Annotated in this window: 18 protein-coding genes and 1 pseudogene; 9 read left to right on the top strand and 10 right to left on the bottom strand. The window is 63.1% G+C overall.

All coding sequences use genetic code 11. The features are described 5' to 3' along the window. Nucleotides 1-138: 138 nt before the first annotated feature. The 5 genes from BMW90_RS26735 to BMW90_RS16665 are packed head-to-tail and all read right to left on the bottom strand — an operon-like array spanning nt 139 to nt 5,073. Nucleotides 139-306 (bottom strand): hypothetical protein, encoded by a 168-nt coding sequence (locus BMW90_RS26735; protein WP_170850571.1) that lies wholly within the window; start codon nt 304-306, stop codon nt 139-141. Next, nucleotides 303-1,814: a tripartite tricarboxylate transporter permease gene (locus BMW90_RS16650; RefSeq protein WP_074837550.1), complete on the bottom strand. Its 1,512-nt coding sequence runs from the start codon at nt 1,812-1,814 to the stop codon at nt 303-305. The genes BMW90_RS26735 and BMW90_RS16650 overlap by 4 nt, the downstream gene beginning before the upstream one ends. Before the next feature lie 12 nt (nt 1,815-1,826). Then, nucleotides 1,827-2,249: a tripartite tricarboxylate transporter TctB family protein gene (locus tag BMW90_RS16655; RefSeq protein WP_074837551.1), complete on the bottom strand. Its 423-nt coding sequence runs from the start codon at nt 2,247-2,249 to the stop codon at nt 1,827-1,829. 54 nt (nt 2,250-2,303) lie between these two features. Further along, a complete protein-coding gene (locus tag BMW90_RS16660) occupies nt 2,304-3,248 on the bottom strand; it encodes a Bug family tripartite tricarboxylate transporter substrate binding protein (RefSeq protein ID WP_074837552.1) in 945 nt (314 codons plus the stop codon). 28 nt (nt 3,249-3,276) lie between these two features. Beyond that, entirely contained in the window at nt 3,277-5,073 is a 1,797-nt protein-coding gene (locus BMW90_RS16665; protein WP_244526535.1) for a feruloyl-CoA synthase, read from the bottom strand. A 152-nt stretch (nt 5,074-5,225) separates the two neighbouring features. On the opposite strand from BMW90_RS16665, the gene BMW90_RS16670 reads away from it, so the two are divergent. The 5 genes from BMW90_RS16670 (at nt 5,226) to BMW90_RS16690 (ending at nt 9,791) form a co-directional block, all read left to right on the top strand. Next, a complete protein-coding gene (locus BMW90_RS16670) occupies nt 5,226-5,990 on the top strand; it encodes an SDR family NAD(P)-dependent oxidoreductase (RefSeq protein WP_074837553.1) in 765 nt (254 codons plus the stop codon). 11 nt (nt 5,991-6,001) lie between these two features. Further along, nucleotides 6,002-6,766 (top strand): crotonase/enoyl-CoA hydratase family protein, encoded by a 765-nt coding sequence (locus BMW90_RS16675; protein WP_074837554.1) that lies wholly within the window; start codon nt 6,002-6,004, stop codon nt 6,764-6,766. A 5-nt stretch (nt 6,767-6,771) separates the two neighbouring features. After that, nucleotides 6,772-7,242, top strand: coding sequence for a MarR family winged helix-turn-helix transcriptional regulator (locus BMW90_RS16680; protein WP_074837555.1), 471 nt, complete (start codon nt 6,772-6,774; stop codon nt 7,240-7,242). A 19-nt stretch (nt 7,243-7,261) separates the two neighbouring features. Continuing rightward, nucleotides 7,262-8,134 carry an amidohydrolase family protein gene (locus BMW90_RS16685; protein ID WP_074837556.1) on the top strand — a complete coding sequence of 291 codons (873 nt, stop codon included), beginning with the start codon at nt 7,262-7,264 and terminating at the stop codon, nt 8,132-8,134. A 91-nt stretch (nt 8,135-8,225) separates the two neighbouring features. Then, on the top strand, nt 8,226-9,791 hold the full coding sequence (locus tag BMW90_RS16690; RefSeq protein WP_074837557.1) for an acyl-CoA dehydrogenase family protein: 1,566 nt from the start codon (nt 8,226-8,228) through the stop codon (nt 9,789-9,791). A 21-nt stretch (nt 9,792-9,812) separates the two neighbouring features. Here BMW90_RS16690 and BMW90_RS16695 read toward each other — a convergent pair. The 5 genes and pseudogenes from BMW90_RS16695 to BMW90_RS16715 form a co-directional block, all read right to left on the bottom strand. After that, nucleotides 9,813-10,895 (bottom strand): annotated as a pseudogene (locus BMW90_RS16695) (acyl-CoA dehydrogenase family protein); the annotation flags it as partial. A 206-nt stretch (nt 10,896-11,101) separates the two neighbouring features. Beyond that, the gene (locus BMW90_RS16700) at nt 11,102-12,094 is read right to left on the bottom strand and encodes a D-2-hydroxyacid dehydrogenase (protein WP_074837558.1); all 993 of its coding nucleotides are present in this window, start codon (nt 12,092-12,094) and stop codon (nt 11,102-11,104) included. Next, nucleotides 12,091-12,888: a FadR/GntR family transcriptional regulator gene (locus tag BMW90_RS16705; protein ID WP_048534526.1), complete on the bottom strand. Its 798-nt coding sequence runs from the start codon at nt 12,886-12,888 to the stop codon at nt 12,091-12,093. The genes BMW90_RS16700 and BMW90_RS16705 overlap by 4 nt, the downstream gene beginning before the upstream one ends. A gap of 82 nt (nt 12,889-12,970) precedes the next feature. Beyond that, complete coding sequence (locus tag BMW90_RS16710) at nt 12,971-14,137, bottom strand: enolase C-terminal domain-like protein (RefSeq protein WP_074837559.1); 1,167 nt, start codon at nt 14,135-14,137, stop codon at nt 12,971-12,973. Beyond that, the gene (locus BMW90_RS16715) at nt 14,134-16,728 is read right to left on the bottom strand and encodes a hypothetical protein (RefSeq protein ID WP_074837560.1); all 2,595 of its coding nucleotides are present in this window, start codon (nt 16,726-16,728) and stop codon (nt 14,134-14,136) included. The genes BMW90_RS16710 and BMW90_RS16715 overlap by 4 nt, the downstream gene beginning before the upstream one ends. A gap of 381 nt (nt 16,729-17,109) precedes the next feature. Between BMW90_RS16715 and BMW90_RS16720 the strand changes: the two genes are divergently transcribed. From BMW90_RS16720 to BMW90_RS16735, 4 genes are all read left to right on the top strand, one after another. Continuing rightward, nucleotides 17,110-18,369, top strand: a complete 1,260-nt coding sequence (locus tag BMW90_RS16720; protein ID WP_074837561.1) for an ABC transporter substrate-binding protein — start codon at nt 17,110-17,112, stop codon at nt 18,367-18,369. Nucleotides 18,370-18,459: 90 nt separating this feature from the next. Beyond that, complete coding sequence (locus tag BMW90_RS16725; RefSeq protein ID WP_083416089.1) at nt 18,460-19,395, top strand: carbohydrate ABC transporter permease; 936 nt, start codon at nt 18,460-18,462, stop codon at nt 19,393-19,395. Then, a complete protein-coding gene (locus BMW90_RS16730) occupies nt 19,392-20,285 on the top strand; it encodes a carbohydrate ABC transporter permease (RefSeq protein ID WP_074837562.1) in 894 nt (297 codons plus the stop codon). The genes BMW90_RS16725 and BMW90_RS16730 overlap by 4 nt, the downstream gene beginning before the upstream one ends. A 3-nt stretch (nt 20,286-20,288) precedes the next feature. Further along, entirely contained in the window at nt 20,289-21,413 is a 1,125-nt protein-coding gene (locus BMW90_RS16735) for an ABC transporter ATP-binding protein (RefSeq protein WP_074837563.1), read from the top strand. Nucleotide 21,414 lies beyond the last annotated feature (1 nt).

Here is a 21,414-nt window from a genome sequence, read left to right on the forward strand (position 1 = left end):
CTTTGCCTTCTGTTCGAGCGCGGCCATGGCATCGCCGACGGCGCGGGCCGAGGAGCGTTTGCCATCCCAGGCCACCAGCGCGTTTTCGGCCAGCCGGTCCGCCGAATACCCGTCCGGGACCACTGTCACCGGCCGGCCCTAGCGCAACGCGATCAGATCGGGATCGGCGGACATATGCGCCTCGTTCTCGCGTCGGGAATGCACTCCCTTCACCACAAGGTCGAATGTCCGCGCGTATTCCGACAGGGACAGCCCCGCGCCGGCATCGAGATCGACAAACTCGGACCGCCGGGGGCGGACCGTCATGCCGTCTCGGCGCGGGCGGCCTCGGCATTCTTGCGCAGGAACCAGACGACCGAGACGGCCGACAGGATCAGCAGCGCCAGAGCCACCGGGCTATAGATCACTTGCGTCAGATCGTTGTTGGTCAGCGCCAGGGCCTGGGCGATGGATTTCTCGAACCGCGGACCGAGGAAGAATGCGATGATGAAGATCACCAGAGAATAGCCGAAGCTCGTCATCAGGTAGCCCAGCACCGCGAAGATCAGCATGATCGCCACCCCGAACAGCCCGCTCGTCGCCATCGACACGCCGACCACACAGAGCAGGATGGCCGAGGCGAAGATGATCGATTCCGGTGCCGAGACGACCTTGACCCAGATGCGCAGGCCCACCTGGCCGACCCAGAGGTTGACAAAGTTGGCCATGATCATCGCGCCGAACAATCCATAGACCAGCCGTCCCTGGCTTTCGAACAGCAGCGGGCCGGGCTGCATGCCGTGGATCATGAAGGCGCTGATGATCAGCGCCGCTCCGACCGAGCCGGGAATGCCGAGGGTCAAGAGCGGGATCAGGTTCGATCCGACGACGGCGGAATTGGCCGATTCTGACGCCGCGATCCCTTGAATATTGCCCTTGCCGAATGTCTCGGGCTCTTTCGACGACGCCTTTGTCATCGCGTAGGACATGAAGGCCGCCGCCGTCGATCCGATCCCCGGCATGGCGCCCAGGATGGTGCCGATTGTGGCGCCGCGCAGCAGGGTGAAGCGGCAGGACCAGTATTCGGCCCAGGTCACGCGGCGATCATCGGGGTTGCCGGTGTCATTTGTCTCGATGGCCGACTGCACGCCGCCGTGGGCCAGCGGCATGCGGTGCAGGATCTCGGACATCGCCAGCATCCCGATGGCCACTGCGGGCAGGGGCAGCCCGTCGAACACGTCCCAGTAGCCGAAGATCAGCCGTGGCGTGTAGTGCTCGGGGTCCTGCCCGACCGAGGCGACCAGCACGCCGAAGGCGGCGGCGATGACGCCCTTGGTCAACGAATTGCCGATCAGCCCTGCAAGGATCGAGAAGGCGAAGATCATCAGCGCGGCCACCTCGATCGGCCCCATCTTCAGCGCCAGGATGGCGAGCGGCGCCGAGACGGTGATCAAGACGATGTCGCTGAAGGTATCGCCGGTGATCGAGGAGAACAGCGCCATCTTGGTGGCCTTCAGCGGCTTGCCCTGTTTCGCCAGCGGATGACCGTCCAGCGCGGTCGCGGCGGCGTCCGGCGTGCCGGGCGTGTTCATCAACACTGCTGGCACCGCACCGCCCACAAGCCCGCCCTTGTTCACCCCCACGAGGAAGGCGATGGCGGGCAGGGAGTCCAGCCCGAAGGTGAAGGGAATGGCAATCGCCATCGCCATGATCGGCCCGATGCCGGGCACCGCGCCCACCATCTGGCCCAGGGTGACGCCGAGCAGCACGAAGGCCAGGTTGTAGAGCGTGAAGGCATCCCCGAAACCGGCCAGGATCGTCGCAAGGTCAACCATCGTTCCGCCTCCTTACGGCAATGCGCGCCCAAGCACCTGGGCCACGAGAAACCACGTTGCGGCGGGCATGACGAACACGCCGCCTGCCAGCCAGAGCGGACGTCGTTCTCCGATCAGCCACATGATGGCCAGCGCCAGCACAGGGCCCGCGATCTCGAACCCGAAGTGCGACATGGCGAAGGTGCCCGCCGCCAGCACAGCGGAATACAGCCCGGCGCGGGCGATCAGCCGCGGGCTGCGCATCATGTGCGTGCTGGGCTTGACCACCAGCAGCGCCCCGCAGGCGGCAATGACAAGCGCCATGACATTGGGAAGGGTGTCCGGCGCCAGGTTTCCGCCATCGACCGTCTCGATGTAGGTCGGGTTGACGCGGAAATACATCGCCAGGCCGAACAGCACGAAAAAGACACCCGAGGCACGATCAGCAGCAGTCATTCTATCCTCCCGCGTGAATGGATGCCCCGCCACGATCTGCGGCGGGGCCAGGACTTATTTGCCGAACAGCACCTTCGAAGCGGCAGGCCCGTCGGTCATCATCTTGTGCGTGCCCTCCGGGCCCAGGTTCAGCGACTGGCTCTGCGTCGCGTTCTTGACGATCTCGGCCACCTCCGGCGATTTCACCGCCTCGTCGATGGCCGCGGCAATGGCCTCCACCGCAGCCGGAGCGGTGCCGGCGCGCATGGCGAGGAAATAGACCGGGTCGACATAGGCCTCGACACCGATTTCGCTGAAGTTCTTGGCCTCGGGCGCATAGCTCAGCGCTTCGGGGCCGGCGCTGCCTATCACCTTCATGTCGCCGGATTCGAGATAGGGAAACTGCTCGCCGGCGGCGAAGCCCACCATGACCTGGCCGCCCAGGATCAGCTTGAGCACCTCGGCCGCGCCATCGGCGTTGACGATATTGAGCTCGGCTCCGGTCTTGGCCATCGTCTCTTTGAGCAGAAGCACCTGCGGCGGGGCCATCGCGGTGACGGGCAGGTTGCCCTGCTCCTTGGCATGGGCCACCATGCCCGCGAGATCGTCGAACGGCGCATCCTTGCCGGCCACCACGGCCAGTTCGGTGCGGGCCACGGTGCCAAGATAGTCGAAGCTGTCGGTATCGAAGGGCAGCTGATCGCCGCGCTGCACAAGCTGCACCAGCACCGGGATGCTGACGCCTATGCCCACGGTCCGGCCATCGGCCGGGCGCTGGGAAATGCCGGTGAACATGGCGACACCGCCGCCGCCCGGCTTGTTCTCGACCACGGTGGGCCAGCCGGTGTTGTCCTGCATCACCTTGGCCAGCACCCGGCCCATGGTGTCGGTGGAGCCACCGGCGCCGAAGCCGATATTGATGGTCAGCGGGCCCTTCGGCGCCCAGTCCTGGGCCATCGCCGGGGCGGTCGAAATCAGCGCGCTCAGGCCGAGCGCGAGCAATCTGGCTGTCAATTTCATGGGGTCTCCTCCTCAAGACTTCCGAGTGTCAGGCGATGATTACGCCCTCGTCCGACCGATAGAGCCGGTCGATTTCGCCGGCATTGCCCGCACGCAGAGCGCGCTGGTTCAGGCTGCCTTTTTCAGTGACTTCGCCGCGGTCAAGCGTCGGCTCCTGCGCCAGTATCCTGGCCCGCCTTACCCGGCTGGCCGACCCGGTCGCGGCCTTGGCGGCAGCGGTCAGCCGTTCGGAAAGCGTCGCCTTCAATTCGTCGGGCGGCATCTGTCTCGCGACGTCCGACAGCCAGAGCAAGGCACCGAGCTGACTTTCGTTCTCGCCCACGATCACCGCGTCGCGCACAAGCCCGGAAAGATCGTCCACCAGCTTGGCGCGCACTGCGCCGACGGCGACCCATGTGCCGGTCGACAGCTTGAAGTTCTCGGCCACGCGGCCATCGAAGTAGAAGCCGCGCGAAAAATCCTCGGGGTCCGCCGGACGCAGCGCGTCGCCCATGCAATAGAAGCCCTCGTCGTCGAAGACCTCGGCGGTCTTCTCCGGCGCGCCGTAATAGCCCGGCGTGATCGACGGCCCCTTGAGCCGCAGCTCGAGCTTGCCGTCGGTCGGCACCAGCTTGAGCGTCAACCCCCGCGACGGTACGCCGACGTTTCCGGCGGTCTCTTCCAAGTCGGTCCAGGCCAGGGCAAAGGGCGCCGTTTCGGTTGAGCCCAGGCCCGTCGCCAGCAGTACGTCGTGGCCCGTCGTCTCTCGCCCGATCTTCATCAGCTTGTCCCAGGTGTGCTGGGCCATGCCGGCGCCGGCGTAGAACATCATGTTCAGCCGGGAATAGAAGGTCTCGGCCAGCACCTTGTCGCGGGCCAGCTCGCGGGCGAGCATGTCGTATCCGATGGGCACGTTGAAATACCAGGTGCAGGCGATTTCGCGCAGGTTGCGCAGGGTCTCGTCGAACTTGCCGGGCACCGGGCGGCCATCGTCGATGTAATAGGTGCCGCCATTGGTCAGCACGAGGTAGGCGATCTTGTTGCCGGCCGCCGTATGGTTCCAGGGCGCCCAGTTCAGCACCACCGGCGGCTCGTTCTCCAGGAAGGAGTAGCAATCGCGCACCATGGCCTGCATGGCACAGATCATCCGGTTGGTGTTGATCACCGCCTTGGGCGACCCGGTTGAGCCGGAGGTGAACAGATATTTGACCACCGTGTCGGGGGTCAGTATCGCCCGCGCGGCCGCGGCCTCGGCCTCGGCAGGGTCATGCGCGAGGAGGTCGTCGTAGCGCGCCGCACCCGCGACATGGTTGCGCGCGGTGATCGCCTTGCAGTCGCCCTTCACCAGCACTTGCAAAGCTTCGGCAAAGGTGGCCCCGTCATCGGCGAAGATCGCCCCGGGATTAAGCGTCTCGACACTGCCCTTCGCCTTTGCGGCGCCTTCGGACACCAGCGAATAGGCGGGCGAGATAGGCGCATAGGGGATGCCCACATAGGCACAGGCGATCCCGAGGATTGCATGCTCGAGGCTGTTTTCCGACAGGATCAGCAGCGGGCGGTCTGGCCCCAGCCCCATGTTCAGCAAGGCGGCCCCTGCGGCCCGCGCCTGATTGCGGGCCCTGCCGTAGCTCACCTCGATCCAGTCTCCGTCCGCCCCGCGACGGGCGATCCAGGTCCGGTCGGGCGCCTCATTCGCCCAGCGGTCAAGATAGTCGGCCAGAAGCTGCGGATGTTCGGGCAGATCCTCGACATGGCGCATGTAGACGGTGCCGTCGTCGCGTTTGTCATACGTGAATTCGGGGGTCCAATACCGGCGGTCTCTTCCATCTTGCCGCAAAGTTACCACGAGATCCTCCCATCGAAGCGTTTGCCGATTGGCATAATAGTTATAAGGCATATCTGTTATTGTCCATCTCTTTTTTGAGATCCGGGACATCAGACGTTGACGAAAGTAGTTATGCGATACAATCATGATGAAAGTTAACGAAGGGTGGCAAGATGGATGTCATGGGAAATACCGCGCTGGTCACAGGTGGCGGAAGCGGGCTGGGGGAGGCGACCGCGCGCCATCTGGCCGGGCTTGGCGCCAGAATCGCGATTGTCGATTTCGACGGCGGGCGTGCCGAGGCCGTGGCCGCAGAAATTGGCGGCATCGCCATTCGAGCGGATGTCAGTGACGCCGGGGCGGTGAGTTTCGCCTTCGATGAGGCCGTGAGCAAGCTCGGCGAGGCGCCGCGTGCGGTTGTCAATTGCGCCGGCATTGGCACCGCCGCTCGCATCCTCGCCCGCGACGGCGCGCTTTCGATCGACGTGTTCGAGCGGACAATCCGCGTGAACCTGATCGGCACCTACATCGTGATGAGCCATGCGGCGAAGCGCATGGCGACGCTCGAGCCATTGGCGGACGGAGAGCGCGGCGTGATCGTCAACACGTCGTCCGTGGCCTGGCAGGACGGCCAACTGGGCCAGGCGGCCTATGCTGCGTCCAAGGGCGGGGTGGCATCCATGTGCCTGCCTGCGGCGCGGGAACTGGCGCAGAGCGGTATCCGGGTGATGGCAATCGCCCCGGGTCTTTTCAAGACACCGATGATGGCGGGCCTGCCGGAAGAGGTCGCCGCCAAGATCACCGCCAACATTCCCTTTCCCGCCCGCCTCGGCGCGCCGGGCGAATTCGCCATGATGGCGGAGCAGATCATTTCCAATCCGTTCCTGAACGGAACAACCATCCGGCTGGACGGCGCAGCCCGTCTGCCGCCGCGATAAGGAGCCACCCCATGTCGGACTTTTTGAAAGTGGCCGTCGAAGGGCCCATCGCCACCCTGACGATGAGCCGCCCGGACAAGCGCAACGCCATGTGCGATGAACTGGTCGATGCGCTGGATGCCTTCTATTCGAAACCGCCCGAGGGCGTGCGCGTCGTGATCCTGACTGGGACGGACGGTCACTATTGTTCCGGTCTCGATCTGTCGGAACATGTGCGCCGTTCGGCCGAACAGGGGCTCTATCATTCGCGCCACTGGCACGCGGTGATGGAACGCATCCAGCTGGGCGGACTGATTACCGTGTCTGCCATGTTCGGGGCCGTGATCGGCGGCGGGATGGAGCTGGCGGCCGCCACCCATGTGCGGATTGCCGAGGCCTCGACCATCTTCCAGCTGCCCGAGGGGCGCCGCGGCATCTTCGTGGGCGGCGGGGCCACTGCCCGCGTCGGACGTCTGCTCGGCGCCGACCGGATGACCGAAATGATGCTGACCGGGCGCAAATATGGTGCCGAAGAGGGCTTGGCCCTGGGTCTTGCCCACTATGCCGTGGGCGAAGGAGAGGCGCTGGCGCTGGCGCGGGAGCTGGCCGGCAAGATCGCGCGCAATGCGCCGCTGTCGAATTATCTGATGGTCCAGTCCATCGCCCGCATCAACGACATGTCCCGGACGGATGGCCTCTTCACCGAGTCGCTGGCCGCCGCCCTGTCGCAGACCACACCGGACGCGGAAGAGGGGCTGACAGCCTTTCTCGAAAAACGCGCCCCCGTCTTCAGGTAATCACCATGGCAAAAGCTGCGAAATCCATCACCCCGCCCGAGAAGGTCAATGACGAGACGTTGCGGGCGCACGTCGGCTATCACATGAAGCGCGCCTTCAACATCGTGCAGGCCGATCTGACACTGACATTGAAACCGTTCGAATTGCGGATGCTGACCTATACCGCGCTCGCCCTGATCGTCGGCAACCCCGGTCTCAGCCAGGCGCAACTGGCCCAGGCGATGGGCATCGAACGCCCCAACCTGGTGGTCATCGTCGACGAGCTGGAACGGCGCGAGCTGATCGTGCGCGACAAAGTGCCCACCGACCGGCGCGCCTATGCGCTGACAGCGACCTTGGCCGGCCGGCGCCTCTTCGGCAAGGCCAACGCCGCGGTCATTGCCCACGAAAACCGGTTGTTCGCCGATATGGACGATGCAACCCGCGCCACGTTGACCGACGCGCTGTCACGGATCCGCAAGCAGGAAAAGACTTGAGCGAGAAGGAACAGGACAGATGGTAGATATCTCGAAGGTCCGCGCGATCGACATCCATACCCATGCCGAAGAACCCTGCGGCTGCCATTCCGACGATGGCTATGACGATCTTCAGGCGAAGATGGCCCAATACTTCAACGCCAAGATCGTGCAGCCCACGATCGACCAGACTGCCGCGCATTTTCGCGAACAGAACGTCGCCGCGGTGATCTTTCCGGTCGATGCCGAACGCGAGACCGGCTATCGCCGGTTTTCCAACGACGAGGTGCTGGAACAGGTTGCGCGCAACAGCGATATCCTGATCCCCTTTGCCTCGATCGACCCGTGGAAGGGCAAGATGGCGGTGCGCGAGGCGCGGCGCCTGATCGAGGAACACGGCATCAAGGGCTTCAAGTTCCACCCGACCATGCAGGGCTTCTATCCCAATGACCGGATGGCCTATCCGTTCTACGAACTCCTCGCCGAGCACGGGTGCATCGGGCTCTTCCACACCGGTCAGACCGGCGTCGGATCGGGTATGCCCGGCGGCAACGGGATGCGGCTGAAATATTCCCACCCGATGTACCTCGATGACGTGTCGGTGGACTTTCCAGACATGAAGATCGTCATGGCGCACCCCTCCTTCCCCTGGCAGGAAGAGGCGCTGGCCGTGGCGCAGCACAAGCCCAATGTCTACATCGACCTCTCGGGCTGGTCGCCGAAGTATTTCCCCGAGATCCTCGTGCGCTACTGCAACTCGATCCTGAAGAAGAAGGTGCTGTTCGGGTCCGACTGGCCGATGATTACGCCAGAGCGCTGGCTCAGCGATTTCGAGCAGATCGCGATCAAGGATCACCTGCGCGAGGACATCATAAAGAACAATGCCGCCCGGCTGCTGGGCCTGATGGGCTGACCCCAACCGCCGCCGACACAGGTCGCGCCCGCGTCCCCCATCGGGGGCGCGGACAGCCCCCTTTTGCCCGCTCCCCATAAGGACCCTGAACATGAAACCGTTCGAAGCGCCTCTCGACGACATCCTGTTTTCGCTCGACCACGTGGCGGGGGCCGGCGCGCTTGCGGACTGGGACGGCGCGTTGGCGGGTGAAATCCTCGGCCATTTCGCCGCCTTCGCCGAAGGCGTCATTGCGCCGCTTGACGAGCCGGGCGATGCCCAGGGGTGCCGATTGGAAAACGGCGCCGTGAAGATGCCCGACGGCTTCGCGGCGGCCTATGCGGAGCTGGCCGAAGGCGGCTGGCAGGGGCTGACCGCACCCGAGACCTTCGGCGGCATGGCACAGAACCAACTTGTCGCCGCCGCCGTGTCCGAGATCTTCTCCGGCGCCAACCACGCCATGCAGATGGTCTGCAACCTTGTTCCCGGCGCGGTCGCGACGCTTCTGCGCTTCGGGACCGAGGCGCAGCAGCAGACGTGGATCCCGCGCCTTGCCGCGGGCGAGGCCCTGTCGACCATGTGTCTGACCGAACCCGGCGCCGGCTCGGACCTGTCGCGCCTGCGCTGCAAGGCTGAAAAGGTCGGCAATGGCTGGGCAATCACCGGCGAGAAGATCTTCATTTCCGGTGGCGATCAGGACATGTCGGACGACATCCTGCACCTTGTCCTTGCCCGCACCGGCACGCGCGAAGAAGGCATCAAGGGACTGTCGCTGTTCCTGACCGGCAAGAAGGAGGCGGGTCGCACGATTTCGATCACCCGGATTGAGGAAAAGTTGGGCCTGCATGCCTCGCCGACCTGCCAGATGGCCTTTGACGGCACCCCGGCGCAATTGGTGGGCGAAGAGGGCGCGGGGCTGGCCGCCATGTTCACGGTGATGAACCACGCCCGCATCGACGTGGCGCTGCAAGGCGTGGTCCACGCCAGCCGCGCCCATGACATCGCCAGAAGCTATGCCGACCAACGGGTTCAGGGCCGCCGGCCCGACGGCTCTGAGGCGGTGCTGTCGGATCACGCCGACGTGCGCCGGATGCTCGATGAACAGCGCGCCTTGACGTTGGGCGCGCGCGGCATGGCGCATCTCACGCTTGTCGCGCTTGAGCGCGGTGACAATCCGGCGCTGGTCGATTTCCTGACACCGCTCTGCAAGGTCTTCTGCTCCGAGGCCGGCATCCGCGCGGCAGACCTCGGCATCCAGATTCTTGGCGGCTATGGCTACCTGCCCGAATACCGCGTGTCGCAGACCTGGCGCGACGCGCGGATCACCTCAATCTACGAAGGGGCCAATGGCATTCACGAGCTGGCCACCACGACCCGCGGGCTGAAGCTGCACGGCGGCGCGGGCGCCGACGCGTTTCTGGCCATGATCGGCAACCTGACGGATGATGCGGATGTGCTGTCGATTTGCAGCCAGTGGCGGGAGACGCGGGAAACCGTTCTCGCTGCGCGTGACCCCGCCGCGCTGGCGCATGACTTCACACAGCTGACTTGTGAGCTCTTCCTTCGCGCGGTCTGGGCACGCATCGCAGACAGCGAGGATCCGGAAATGATACGCCTCAGGGAGTTCGTGATGCGAAGGCCCCTTCCGGTCAATTTCCCGTTCTCGGGCAATGGTTGACGCGGCAGGAGTGGTGATTGCCACGTGGTATTCGATCTGGATGCCGTTGCCGCCGTGCATGTCGCGGGCGTGGCGTGCAATATCCGGCGCCTTGCCGCAGTTGTTGCGCTTGATGAGCGAGACCATCTCGGGCGCAAACCGGCCTTCGTCGAACAGCCGCCCAACGCGCAGCGAGGCCTGAAGCCCCAGCGCGATCGCGGTTTGCATGTCGGCCAGTTTCTTCTGGTAGAGCTGCGTGGCGGCCAGCGGGCAGTCGAACTGCTTGCCGCCGGGGCCGTATTGCCGGGTGCGGTGGAGACAGTCTTCGGCGGCGCCCATCACGCCTGCCAAATCGGGCCCGGTTCAGGCAGCCGAAGGGCCCGCCCATGCCCTGGGCATCGGGCAGCAGCGCATCTTCGCCGACCTCGACATTGTCCATCACGATCTCGCCGGTGATCGAGGCACGCAAGGACAGTTTTCCGCCGATCTTCGGTGCCGACAGCCCCGTCATGCCCTTTTCAAAGATGAAGCCGAGCACCTTGCCGTCATGCGCCTCGGAGTTGGCCCAGACCACGAAGACATCGGCAATCGGGCTGTCGGAAATCCACATCTTCGAGCCGATCAGGCGATAGCCGCCGTCGGTCTTGACCGCGCGGGTCTTCATGCCCGAAGGATCGGAGCCGGCGTCCGGCTCGGTCAGGCCGAAACAGCCAATGTATCGCCACTGGCAAGCTTGGGCAGGTATTTCTGTTTCTGTTGTTCCGAGACTTACGCGTAGATCGGGAACATGACCAGCGAGCTTTGCACCGACATCATCGAGCGATAGCCGCTGTCCACCCGCTCGACGGCGCGTACCACCAGCCCGTAAGAGACATAGGACGCGCCGACCCCGCCGTATGCCTCGGGGATGGTCACGCCCAGCAGGCCGAGCGCGCCCACTTCGCGGAGAATCTCGGGATCGGTGTGTTCGTTGAGATAGGCCTTTTCGACGCGCGGCAGCTGGCTGTCCTGGGCAAACTGATGTGCCGTGTCGGAGATCATGCGGTCTTCTTCGGAGAGCTGGTCATCCAGCAGGAACGGGTCTGCCCAGTTGAACGGGCCGCCTTTCAGGGATGTTGCGGACAATGCGGGTCTCCTTCAGCTCGCAGACGCAAGAAATTTCCGTTTCAGCGAGAATATGCCTGAAGGATCAGACGAAAATCGGTATTTCTGCACATAAACATGTAGAGATTGAATGACATGCGGCAGCGACGTTTCCTTCCCTCTGTCAAGCTCCTGATGGCGCTTGATGCGGTCGTGCGGCATCGTGGTGCCCCACATCTCCGCCGCTTTCACATGGTCGCTTGGGTCAGGCGATTGGTCGGACGAACCGCATTTCGAAGTGGCTGGCCCCGTCGGAACCGGGCAATATTGTCGAGGATGATATCCACCGCCCGGGCGGTCTTGTCCGGCATTCCCGGCGTAACGTGCGGTGTGATCAGGATGTTGCGCGCATGCCAAAGCGGACTGTCCGGAGGCAGGGGTTCCTGACGAAAAACGTCAAGCCCCGCGCCGGCCAGCTGGCCGTTTTCCAGTGCTTCGATCAACGCCTCCTCCTGAATCAACGCGCCCCGGCCGATGTTGATCAGACAGGCGCCGGGTTTCATCCTTTCGAGCTCAGGCGCCCCGATCAGGTCTTGTGTCTCATCGGTGAGCGCAAGGCACAGCACGACAAAATCGGATTGTTCCAGGAGCGGAGCAAGCCCATCGCCCTTTGCGTCACAAAACAGGGTGTCGACATGCGCGACCTCGAGAGCGGAGCGGTTGAAGCCCAGAACCTGCATGTTCAGCGCCTTGGCCATGCGGGCGATCTCACGCCCGGTCTGGCCCAACCCGATGATGCCGACGCTTTGCCCGAAAAGACCACGCCGATGCGCGAACCCCTCCGTCGCCCATTCGCAGTTGTTCTGGGCGGTCATCAGCCTGTGCAGCCGATAGACATGTGCCAGCATGAACATCAGGACATGTTCCGCAAGGACCGGCGCCGACCGGCCCGCGGAACCGGTTACCACAGTGCTGCCATTCAAAATCTTCGGATGAGAAAACCGTTCCATTCCGCTGATGTCGATGTGGACCCATGCCAGATGCGGCCGGGCAATCAGGGTCTCGACCTTCACTTGCGGGCTGAGAAAGGCGATGTCGGCCTGATCCAGCGCGCGCGGCAGATCGGCACTGCCCCCCAGAATGCACAGGTCGCAACCGCCGAATGCGGCAATGATCCTGTCCTGCTGAGCCCGGGACAGGGGCAGGTCGCTGACCACCCTGCGCGGCCCGGCGACGGTCAAAGCATTTCCGTCCCGTCGTCGTCCTCTTTCGGATAGCGCAGGACGCGCGGTCCCATGGTCAGGGTCTGCAACCGATCGAGATCGCGCAATACCAGCGATACCGCCCGAAAGCGGTCACGTTGCTTGATGGCCTGAAAGATGTCGGTCTGCCGCTTGATAAGTTCCTGCCGCGAATTGCCGTTCTTGTGCTGCCACTTCAGCCGGTCCCAGCCGAGGTTCTTTCGCGAGGTATAGAGAACCTTGTAATTGGCCAGAAGGATGGGGTTTCGGGTGGCCGCCGCCAGCGCCAGCTGGAAGTCGTAACAAAGGCGCTTGATCTCACCCAGATCGTGGGACGCGGTCAACTGGTTGAGGATGGTCTCGCACCTGTCGATGTCGCGCGGCGATGCCCGTTCCGTTGCCAGCTCCACCACCAGCGGGTCAAGCCCGCGCCGCGCCTCGAGCACATCGCTCAGGCCGGCGTCGACATCGTCGCGATCCGTGTCGTCTTGGGCTGTGTGATAGCGTTCGCTGACAAATGTGCCACTGCCGATCTTGCGCTCGACAACGCCCTCCCGCATCAGCCGGTTAAGCACCACCCGAGCTGTTTGCCGGGTGATGTTGTTGCGCTCCATCATCTCGCGTTCGCTGGGCAGTTTCGTGCCGGGACTGAGATGAGAAATCGCTTCCAGCATCGCGTTGTAGATTCGGTCGGTCGGACCTTCGCCGAGCCCCTGCACGTCGGTCGCGTTGGGGTCGGGATCGGCCGTCGGCCGACCCGGATTTTTCGTTTCCTGCATGGTCTGGACGCTCATTTGCACATTGATCCTGAAAGCTTCAGCAATTTGGGGCCTTTTGCAAGGTGCGGAGGCCCGCCCGCATGTCGGTCACGCCGGCCTAGGCTGCGACCTTCAGGTCGGCAAAGGCATATCCGCGTATGAAATCCATGTCGTACTGAACGCCAAGCCCGGCTTCGACGGGCACAGGCACGGTGCCGTCCGCCGACACGTCATCCAGCGCATCGCTGTAGCCACAGGCATAATAACCGCCCGCGAACAGCCCTCGGCCCGGGCCAACCATCGACACTTCGTAGAACTTGGAATTGCGCAGTGCAGCCATGCAGGCCCGTTGCGCCGGGCCGGGCGCATGTAGCTCGACATCCAGTCCGATGGCTTCGGCGAAATGGGCCAGTTTCATGGTACCCGTGATCCCCATGTCGAAATCGGGATCGGCGCGGACAAAATCGCTGGCGCCCGCCAGCACAACCGAAGCGTTCGCCTCCAGCCCTCGCACGCATTCCCCGATCATCAGTGGGGTCGCACACTTTTCGCGTATGGCGCGATAGGCCGTCGCCGCCTGCCCGCCGTCGCTCATCGGGTCCTCCAGCCAGTAAAAGCCTGCCGCGTCGCACGCCTTGGCCAGCCGCAGCGTGTCGCCAAACCCGTTGATCGAACACATCGGATCGCTCATCAGTGCCATCGAATGCCCAATGGCCTTGCCCAGGGCCAGCACGGTTGCGATCTCGCGGTCCACGTCATCGACGCCCCAGCCGTGCATCTTGAAGCCCCGATAACCCAGTTCGCGACATTCCAGCGCGAAATCGACGTAATCTTGTGGCACCTGCAACCCGCCGCCGGGGCCGCCCATCCACGTGGAGGCATAGGCCGGCAGCGTGGCGCGCGCGCCGCCCAGCATTTCCGCGACCGACATGCCGGCCCGCTTTCCGGCAAGATCCCACAATGCGGAATCGAGCAGCCCGACGCCCATGCGATCGTGTTTTTGCAGCAGCCTGCGCGCAGTGGCGTAGAAAGGTTCGCGGGCGTGCCAGGGCATTCCGATCAGCAATTGAGCGGCCTTTTCCACCTGAGGCAGCATCACGTCGGTACCGCCGACATAGGTGCCGCAAGAGCCATCGGTGGCGCGTACTGTCACGTGCAGTCGCGCACGCGACGATGTGGCCCCGGTACAGTCGAAAGTGTGACCCGAGGCGCGCTCGGTCGCGCAATTCTGGATCGGATAACGGAACGCGGTCACATGGACCGCCGCGATCGTCGCCTGGGTCATCGGTCGTCCCCTTTTGGTGTGTTCTCCGCGCAGAGCACGAAATAGGGCTGATTGGAGAGGTCCGCCGTCAAGCCCGGCATTAGGCAAGGCCCCGCAGGCGTCTCAACAGAGAAGTAATACTGAAGCTCGAAATCCGACTCCGTGTAGAGGCCAGGGATTGTGGCCATGTAGTCGGCCCCGTCCGGCGTCATCTCGGATTGCAGCCAGCTTTCAGCCTGGTTCAGTCGGCGATAGTGCAACACCGGCGCGGCGAACCAGTCTGCACGCCGGGCCAGTCGCAATTTCACGGGGGCACCGGGCACGAAGGCCGACGGCGGAGCGTGGCCCGCCGCTGCGGTTTGCATCCTGCCGCCCTGCGCGATCAGGGCCTTGACCCGCGCAAGCGTGTCGGCATCCGCAGACAGCGGCAGGCGGGTGTCGACGTGCCAAGCTTCGATGTCGTTAAGGTCGCGCACCATCGCCTGCACGCGGTCGGCCCAATTGCCCTGAAGCCAGGTGAACGGCCCGCAAGACAGATTTCTCTGGTAGATTTTCGTGCCGGTGTCTGCGGCGGATTTCCAATGTTCGATGGCCGCCGCATATTGGCGCTTGGCGGCTCTGAAAAGCTCTGGGTCGCCGGTCTTGAGGTAGATTTCCCACGAACAACCGGCGCGAAACTTGGCAGCAAAGAACCGGGCAATGCCGGCAAGGATGCGCACATCCGCCAGAATCCGGCGCGTTTCGGGGAGGTCTGCACCATTCCGGGCTTCGGCGGCCTTTGCGGCCGCCAGCCCTGTTTCGGCCCGCGCGTCAAGCCATCCGGCCACGTCCAGCGGGGTGTAGCGGTGGCTTTGCCGGTCTGCCAGCGCCTCAGTGGCGTATTGTGCCGGATTGGCAAAGAGTTGCGGGTCAAAGGTCGGCGCATTGCCGAACCGGCCCGGTTGGTCGAAGTCATCGCCGTAGGGCAATTGGCCGGGAGGGTTGATCAGCGAAAGATTGTCGTAAATCTCGGGCCAGTAATAGTGATTGCAGGCCGAGGGCCCATAGGCCTGGGTCACGATGTTCAGCACACCGCCAATCCCGGTCAGGGCCTTGGCCACATCGTCAGCGGCGTCACCGCAGCGGGAGTCGAGCAGGCGCAGAAGTTCCGGCCCTTCCGCCGCCGCGTCATGCAACTGGCGCCCCCAGATGCGATAGAAAATCTCGTGTTTTTGCCAGTCAAATTTCGGTATCAGCGCCCCATCGGTATAATTGAAACGCCCGCCGGGCTGGCCGCTACCCATCCGCCCCTTGTAAGACAGCGGTTCGCAAATCTCGACGCCGGTGGCACCGGCGATTGTCGACAGCTGGCCATAGCCCCCGGCGATGTCAGGATCGCCCCAGAGCAGGATGCGCTGTGTGCCCGGCCAGATGCGGAACGACACCGAATAATCACGCGCTCGCGACAGAAGATCGCCATAGCTGTAACGCAGGAACCGGCGACTGCCTTCGCTGAAACTCATCGCGCTCGGCACGTCGCCTGCGGGTGGGCTTTCCTCGCGGCGGATCGCCGCTTGATGGTAGGGCAGGCCCATATGTTCGGCCAGATACTTGGGCGAAATGTTCACCGGCAATCCGCTGCGGATCGCGGTGTCGATCAATTTCGGTTCCACGCCCTTGGCATGCAGATCAACCTCGATCGGCCGACCGGTTCTGGCGATGCCCTGAAACACCACCGACCAGAAGTCATAGGACGCCTCAGGCACCCCGCCTTCGATGTGCACCCGAAGCGTGACACCGCGGATCTGGGGAACCGCCACCAGCAGAGCATGCAGCGCGTCGCGGCAATAGGCGGCGTGGTTGTCGGGTGTGATGCCGTTGATGGTGTAATTGGCCCTCGGCGTGTCATCAAAATCATAACCGTGGGTCCAGAGGCCGAGGTGAAATTCCAGCCCGCGCCGCTCTGCTTCACGGCCAATGAATTGCAGCGTTTCAAGGTTGTCCGCGCGTTCGTCATCTGACAGCTCGCGGACGCGGACATCGTGGCCCTCCGGCGCGACGAGGAAGGGATAGGCGAAATGCAGGTAGACGTCCGTCAGGTACCCGTTTTGATACGGATAATTGTATGGCATCCCAAAGGTCAGCGCGACACGGTTGAAACGGTTGGTGGCCAACATGTCGAGATACCGCCGCCAGCCTTCGCGATCGTGAAACCAGCCCTTGTCCTCGATCTCGCTTGAAAAACACCGCGACACGCTGCGCAGTCGGGCCTTTGGGCTGCGGACCATCGGGGTGACAAAGTCTTTCGCCGTCACTGCCGCGCCATGGGCAAGCCGGTCGGCAAGTTCAAGCAGGCCATACACCACGCCGCGGGTCGTGGTGCCCCAGACCAGCAGCTCTGGCGCGTCCTTGTGGCATGCAATGACGAAGCTGTCGTCGCCTTCCGGCAGGTGGACGTCATCCAAGCCGTGCCAGATGCCGGGCTTGGGCGACGTGGTCAATCCGACAACAATCCGCGGGCCGTGCTCTGTCGCGCCGGATTCCGCGTGGGCCTGTGCCAGCTTGCCCGCGGCCCATTGGATTGCGACGTCGCCGGGCGCTGCGTCGAGGTTCACGAAATGCGGCCTGTCCATCGGGGGCGACCTCCAGATTATTTCCTTGGCAACCGCCCGAAATTGGTACGGCCCACTTTGCATATATTGGTACATATCACCGTGTCAATTGGCTGAATGCGTTGTGAGTTTTCGCGGATTGTGACCCACTCAATTTTCAGAAAATTCGACACGGCTTCCTGGAATTTGCATAATGTGTTGTGTTTAAAGTAAAAAAAGAACATCCGCAAGCAGGGCTGGGCGCTCGATGTCGCCTGAGTGGCTAGCCCAATTTCTCGATTTGGGTCTAAATCGGTACAGAGTTGTTGACTTTTGGCGGATTCGCGGGGATCGTGCACATGCCGGACGCCGTGGAGGGAGGATTCCCGCGGGCGGTGGGGCAGGACTTCATGGGAGGAAATTATGACAACACATATTCGACTAGGTCTCTATGGCGCCGCTGCCTTGGCCGTTGCGACAACCACGACGATGGCACAGGACGCGCCGTCCATTGAACTTCTTCACTGGTGGGACGGGGCTTCGGGGGAAGCCGTGCAAACCATGCGCGGCCTTTTCGAAGAGAAGGGCGGCACCTGGAAAGACACGACAGTCTCGGGCGAGGGCGCATCGGCGATGGCGACCTTGCGGGCACGGGCGCTGGCCGGGAATCCACCGGGCGCCGTCGTTCTGAAGGGGCCCGACATCCAGGAATGGGGCTCGCATGGCTTTCTGCGTGACATCAACGCGATTGCAGAGACAGAGGGCTGGAACGATCTGCTGGCCCCGACGATCCAAGGCGCGATGCAGTACGATGGCGCTTATGTCGCCTTTCCGGTCACGGTCCACCGCAACAACTGGATGTACACAAGCGTCAAGGCGCTGGATGCCGTGGGGGCAGAGCCGCCAACCACTTGGGAGGAATTCAACGCCGTCGCCACGAAGATGCAGGACGCGGGCATCATCCCCGTCGCGCTTGGCGGGCAGAAGTGGCAAGAGATCACCTTGTTCGAGGCGGTCGGCCTTGGCATGGGGGTCGATTGGTATCGCGATGCCTTTGTCAATCTCGACGACACGGCCCTGAATGCGCCCGAGATGCAGGCGACGCTGGAGCAACTGCGCACCATGATGGGCTGGGTCGATTCAGCCTCGCCGGGACGCGACTATGAACAGACGGCAGCGATGATGCTGGCCGGTGAGGCTGGTTTTCAGTTCATGGGCGATTGGGAACTTGGCGCCCTGGCCCAACAGGATGCCGAAGTGGGAGTCGATTTCCTGTGTCTGGTGACGCCGAACAATCAGGGTGATCCGGCATTCCTGCTGAACGCGGATTCCATCGCCCTGTTCAACACCGAGGACGCCAACGAACTGGCCGGGCAAGAAAGCTTTGCACGGATCGGCATGTCAGAGACGTTCCAGACCGCGTTCAACAAGGTCAAGGGATCGATCCCGCCGCGCAGTGACATCGACCTTGCGGATTTCCACACGTGCCAGCAGAAATCGGCAGAAGATCTGGTGGCGGCCAGCGACGCAGGCAACGTGGTGCTGAGCATGGGCCATTCCATGGCGGTGCCGGGCAATGTGCGCGGGGCGATCATGGATGCGGTCAGCGAATACATGAACACCGACATGTCGCCCGATGACGGCGCCGAAGCGATCCGCACAGCGATCGAGATCACGCGCTGATACAATGCGGGGCCTGCCGACAGCGCATCTGTCGGCAGGCTCCATAATGCACTGCACCGGGCGCATTGCCGCGGTGACGAAGGTACAAAAATGACATTTTCAACGTCCGAGCAGGCCGCCGCGCCGCGCCGCAGGCCCCGCCTTGACAGCCGGGTGACGGAGAGGCTGGTCATCGGCCTGTCGCTGACCCCAGCTTTCATCATCACGCTGATCGGCACCTTCATCTTTCTGGGATGGACGGTTCTCATGTCGATGACCGACAGCACGCTGTTTCCCTCAACCGATTTCGTCGGGCTCGAAGGATACTGGCAAATCTGGAAATATCCGCGCTGGCAGGTCGCCGCCGGCAACCTGTTCACCTTCGGGCCGATCTATATGCTGGTCTGCGGAGTCATCGGCATCGGCATGGCCATTGCGATTGATCAGAACGTGCGCGGCGAAAACATCTTTCGCGCCATCTATCTCTATCCGATGGCGGTGTCCTTTGTCGTGGCCGGGACGATCTGGCGCTGGATTCTCAATCCCGGCACCGGCGTCGAGGCGCTGGTGCAGGGCATGGGGTTCGAAAGCTTCGTGTTCGACTGGATCACCCGCAAGGACCGGGCGATATATACGGTCATCATCGCCCAGGTGTGGCAGCATGCCGGGTTCGTCATGGCGCTGGTACTGGCCGGGCTGCGGACTGTGAACCGCGACATCATCAATGCGGCGATGATCGACGGCGCACCCACACATACGATCTATCGCCGGGTCATCCTGCCATCGATCGCGCCGATTTTCGTCGCCGTCTTCTTCATCCTCTCGCAATGGGCGCTCAAGACCTATGACATCATCCTTGCCCTGACGGGGGGCGGGCCGGGCATTGCCACAGATGTGCCGTCGATCTTTGTCCGCGACATGATGTTCAACCGTGGTGAAATCGCTCTGGCCAGCGTGGCCTCGGTCTACATGCTGCTGCTGCTGTTCACATTGATGGCAATCTACAAATCCTATCAGGTCATCGCCCGCCGGAGGACCAAGCAATGAGCGATTCATCCGCGGCAACCGCCGCCGTCTCAGATGGCACCCTTGGCGAAGTGATGGGGCGGCTCGTGCTTTATGCGCTGCTGGTCCTGCTCGGGGTCTATTTCATCCTGCCGCTCGCCATCGTGGTCATCACGTCGCTGCGCGAACAGGGCGAAATCCTGCGCAATGGCGTGCTGTCCTGGCCCGAAGAAGTCTCGGCCCGTGCCTGGCGCGAGGCGATGTTCAACAGCTGCGTCGGCACCGACTGTCGCGGCATGGCGCCGTATTTCTGGAATTCGGTCAAGATGGTCGTGCCCGCCACCGCCACCTCGACCATTCTGGGCGCGATCACCGGATATGCGCTGACCAAGTTCAAGTTTCCCGGGTCCGAGTTCTTTTTCGCCGCAACGATCTTTGGCATCTTCCTTCCGGCGCAATTGTTCCTGCTGCCGACGGCGCAGATGCTGGGCTGGCTAGGGGCCACGAATATCTGGGGTCTGGTGATCATTCACAACCTCTATGGTCTGGCCTTCACCACGCTGTTTTTCCGCAACTATTACGTGCAGATCCCCGATGAAATCGTGGCGGCTGCGCGGATCGACGGGGCCGGGTTCTTTGCCATCTTCCGGCGGATTGTCCTGCCGCTGTCGCCGCCGATCATCGTGGTCGTCGTGATCTGGCAGTTCACCCACATCTGGAATGAATTCCTCTATGGCGCGACGTTCACCACCGGAACCGATCTGCCGATCACCGCGGCGCTTTATGCGGTGACCGGCCCCAAGGGGGGGATCCGCGACTACGGCGTGGAGGCCGCCGCTGTAATCATCGCCGCTCTGCCAACGTTGCTGGTTTATGTCGCGGCCGGGAAATACTTTGTCCGCGGCCTGACCGCCGGCTCTCTGAAAGGTTGAAGAATGGCCACCATTGACATCAAATCCGTCGAAAAATCCTTTGGCGCGCTGAAGGTTCTGAAGAGCCTCGACATTCATGTTCAGGATGGCGAACTGCTGGTGCTTGTCGGCCCCTCGGGCTGTGGCAAATCCACGCTTCTGTCGATGATTGCCGGGCTGAGCGACGTGTCAAAGGGCAACCTGCTGATTGACGGGGACGACGTGACCCGCAGCCACCCCAGGGACCGTGACATTGCGATGGTGTTCCAGACCTATGCGCTTTATCCGACAATGACAGTGCGGCAGAACATCAGCTTCGGGCTGGAAATGCGCCGCGTGCCAAAGGCAGAGCGCACCCGCGCGGTCGAGGATGTGGCGGCGCTTCTTCAGATCACGCATCTGCTGGACCGCAAGCCGTCGCAACTGTCGGGCGGCCAACGCCAGCGCGTCGCCATGGGCCGCGCGCTGGTGCGCGACCCCAAGGTGTTCCTGCTGGATGAGCCGCTCTCGAACCTTGATGCAAAACTGCGTGTCGAGATGCGGACCGAGATCAAGAAGCTGCATGAACGGCTTGGCAAGACGATGATCTATGTCACCCATGATCAGATCGAGGCGATGACCTTGGCCACCCGGATCGCCGTCATGAAAGACGGCGAAATCCAGCAGTTGGACGTGCCGCGCGTGATCTACGATGAACCCGCCAACATGTTTGTCGCCTCGTTCATCGGCTCGCCCGAGATCAACTTCATTCCCTGCGATGTCATCTCTTCCGCGCAGGGGGTGACGCTGCAAACCGAGGGCCCATTGTCTGAAACCGTCGATACCATGGGCGCACTGGCCGACGCCGTCCCCGGCGACGGCGTGATGCTGGGCATCCGGCCCGAGGATGTGCGGCTGGTGACCGCCTCAGACCCGAAGCGCCGGGGCGAGTTCGCGCTGCCGCTGCGGATCGAGGTGATCGAACCGACGGGGGCCGAGGATCTGGTGACCCTGTCCTTCGGAGAGCGGACGGTCCAGTGCAAGATGCGCGATGCCGGCCAATGGTCCAGCGGGGACATTGTGACCGCCGCCTTCGATCTGGAAAAGACCAAGTTCTTTTCGCTTTCATCCGGTGATCGGATCGTGGCCGCGCGGCAGATAGCGGCATAAG

Origin of the sequence: Marinovum algicola, assembly GCF_900109145.1 — a bacterium.
Classification (GTDB): domain Bacteria; phylum Pseudomonadota; class Alphaproteobacteria; order Rhodobacterales; family Rhodobacteraceae; genus Marinovum; species Marinovum algicola.

What these genes read in the sequence shown, in the direction of transcription:
- BMW90_RS16680 (WP_074837555.1), top strand. Translation starts at nt 6,772, where the DNA reads ATGGCAAAAGCTGCGAAATCCATCACCCCGCCCGAGAAGGTCAATGAC.
- BMW90_RS16710 (WP_074837559.1), bottom strand. Translation starts at nt 14,137, where the DNA reads ATGACCCAGGCGACGATCGCGGCGGTCCATGTGACCGCGTTCCGTTAT.
- BMW90_RS16655 (WP_074837551.1), bottom strand. Translation starts at nt 2,249, where the DNA reads ATGACTGCTGCTGATCGTGCCTCGGGTGTCTTTTTCGTGCTGTTCGGC.
- BMW90_RS16670 (WP_074837553.1), top strand. Translation starts at nt 5,226, where the DNA reads ATGGATGTCATGGGAAATACCGCGCTGGTCACAGGTGGCGGAAGCGGG.
- BMW90_RS16675 (WP_074837554.1), top strand. Translation starts at nt 6,002, where the DNA reads ATGTCGGACTTTTTGAAAGTGGCCGTCGAAGGGCCCATCGCCACCCTG.
- BMW90_RS16690 (WP_074837557.1), top strand. Translation starts at nt 8,226, where the DNA reads ATGAAACCGTTCGAAGCGCCTCTCGACGACATCCTGTTTTCGCTCGAC.
- BMW90_RS16735 (WP_074837563.1), top strand. Translation starts at nt 20,289, where the DNA reads ATGGCCACCATTGACATCAAATCCGTCGAAAAATCCTTTGGCGCGCTG.
- BMW90_RS16685 (WP_074837556.1), top strand. Translation starts at nt 7,262, where the DNA reads ATGGTAGATATCTCGAAGGTCCGCGCGATCGACATCCATACCCATGCC.
- BMW90_RS16730 (WP_074837562.1), top strand. Translation starts at nt 19,392, where the DNA reads ATGAGCGATTCATCCGCGGCAACCGCCGCCGTCTCAGATGGCACCCTT.
- BMW90_RS16660 (WP_074837552.1), bottom strand. Translation starts at nt 3,248, where the DNA reads ATGAAATTGACAGCCAGATTGCTCGCGCTCGGCCTGAGCGCGCTGATT.
- BMW90_RS16715 (WP_074837560.1), bottom strand. Translation starts at nt 16,728, where the DNA reads ATGGACAGGCCGCATTTCGTGAACCTCGACGCAGCGCCCGGCGACGTC.
- BMW90_RS16720 (WP_074837561.1), top strand. Translation starts at nt 17,110, where the DNA reads ATGACAACACATATTCGACTAGGTCTCTATGGCGCCGCTGCCTTGGCC.
- BMW90_RS16725 (WP_083416089.1), top strand. Translation starts at nt 18,460, where the DNA reads ATGACATTTTCAACGTCCGAGCAGGCCGCCGCGCCGCGCCGCAGGCCC.
- BMW90_RS16705 (WP_048534526.1), bottom strand. Translation starts at nt 12,888, where the DNA reads ATGAGCGTCCAGACCATGCAGGAAACGAAAAATCCGGGTCGGCCGACG.
- BMW90_RS16650 (WP_074837550.1), bottom strand. Translation starts at nt 1,814, where the DNA reads ATGGTTGACCTTGCGACGATCCTGGCCGGTTTCGGGGATGCCTTCACG.
- BMW90_RS26735 (WP_170850571.1), bottom strand. Translation starts at nt 306, where the DNA reads ATGACGGTCCGCCCCCGGCGGTCCGAGTTTGTCGATCTCGATGCCGGC.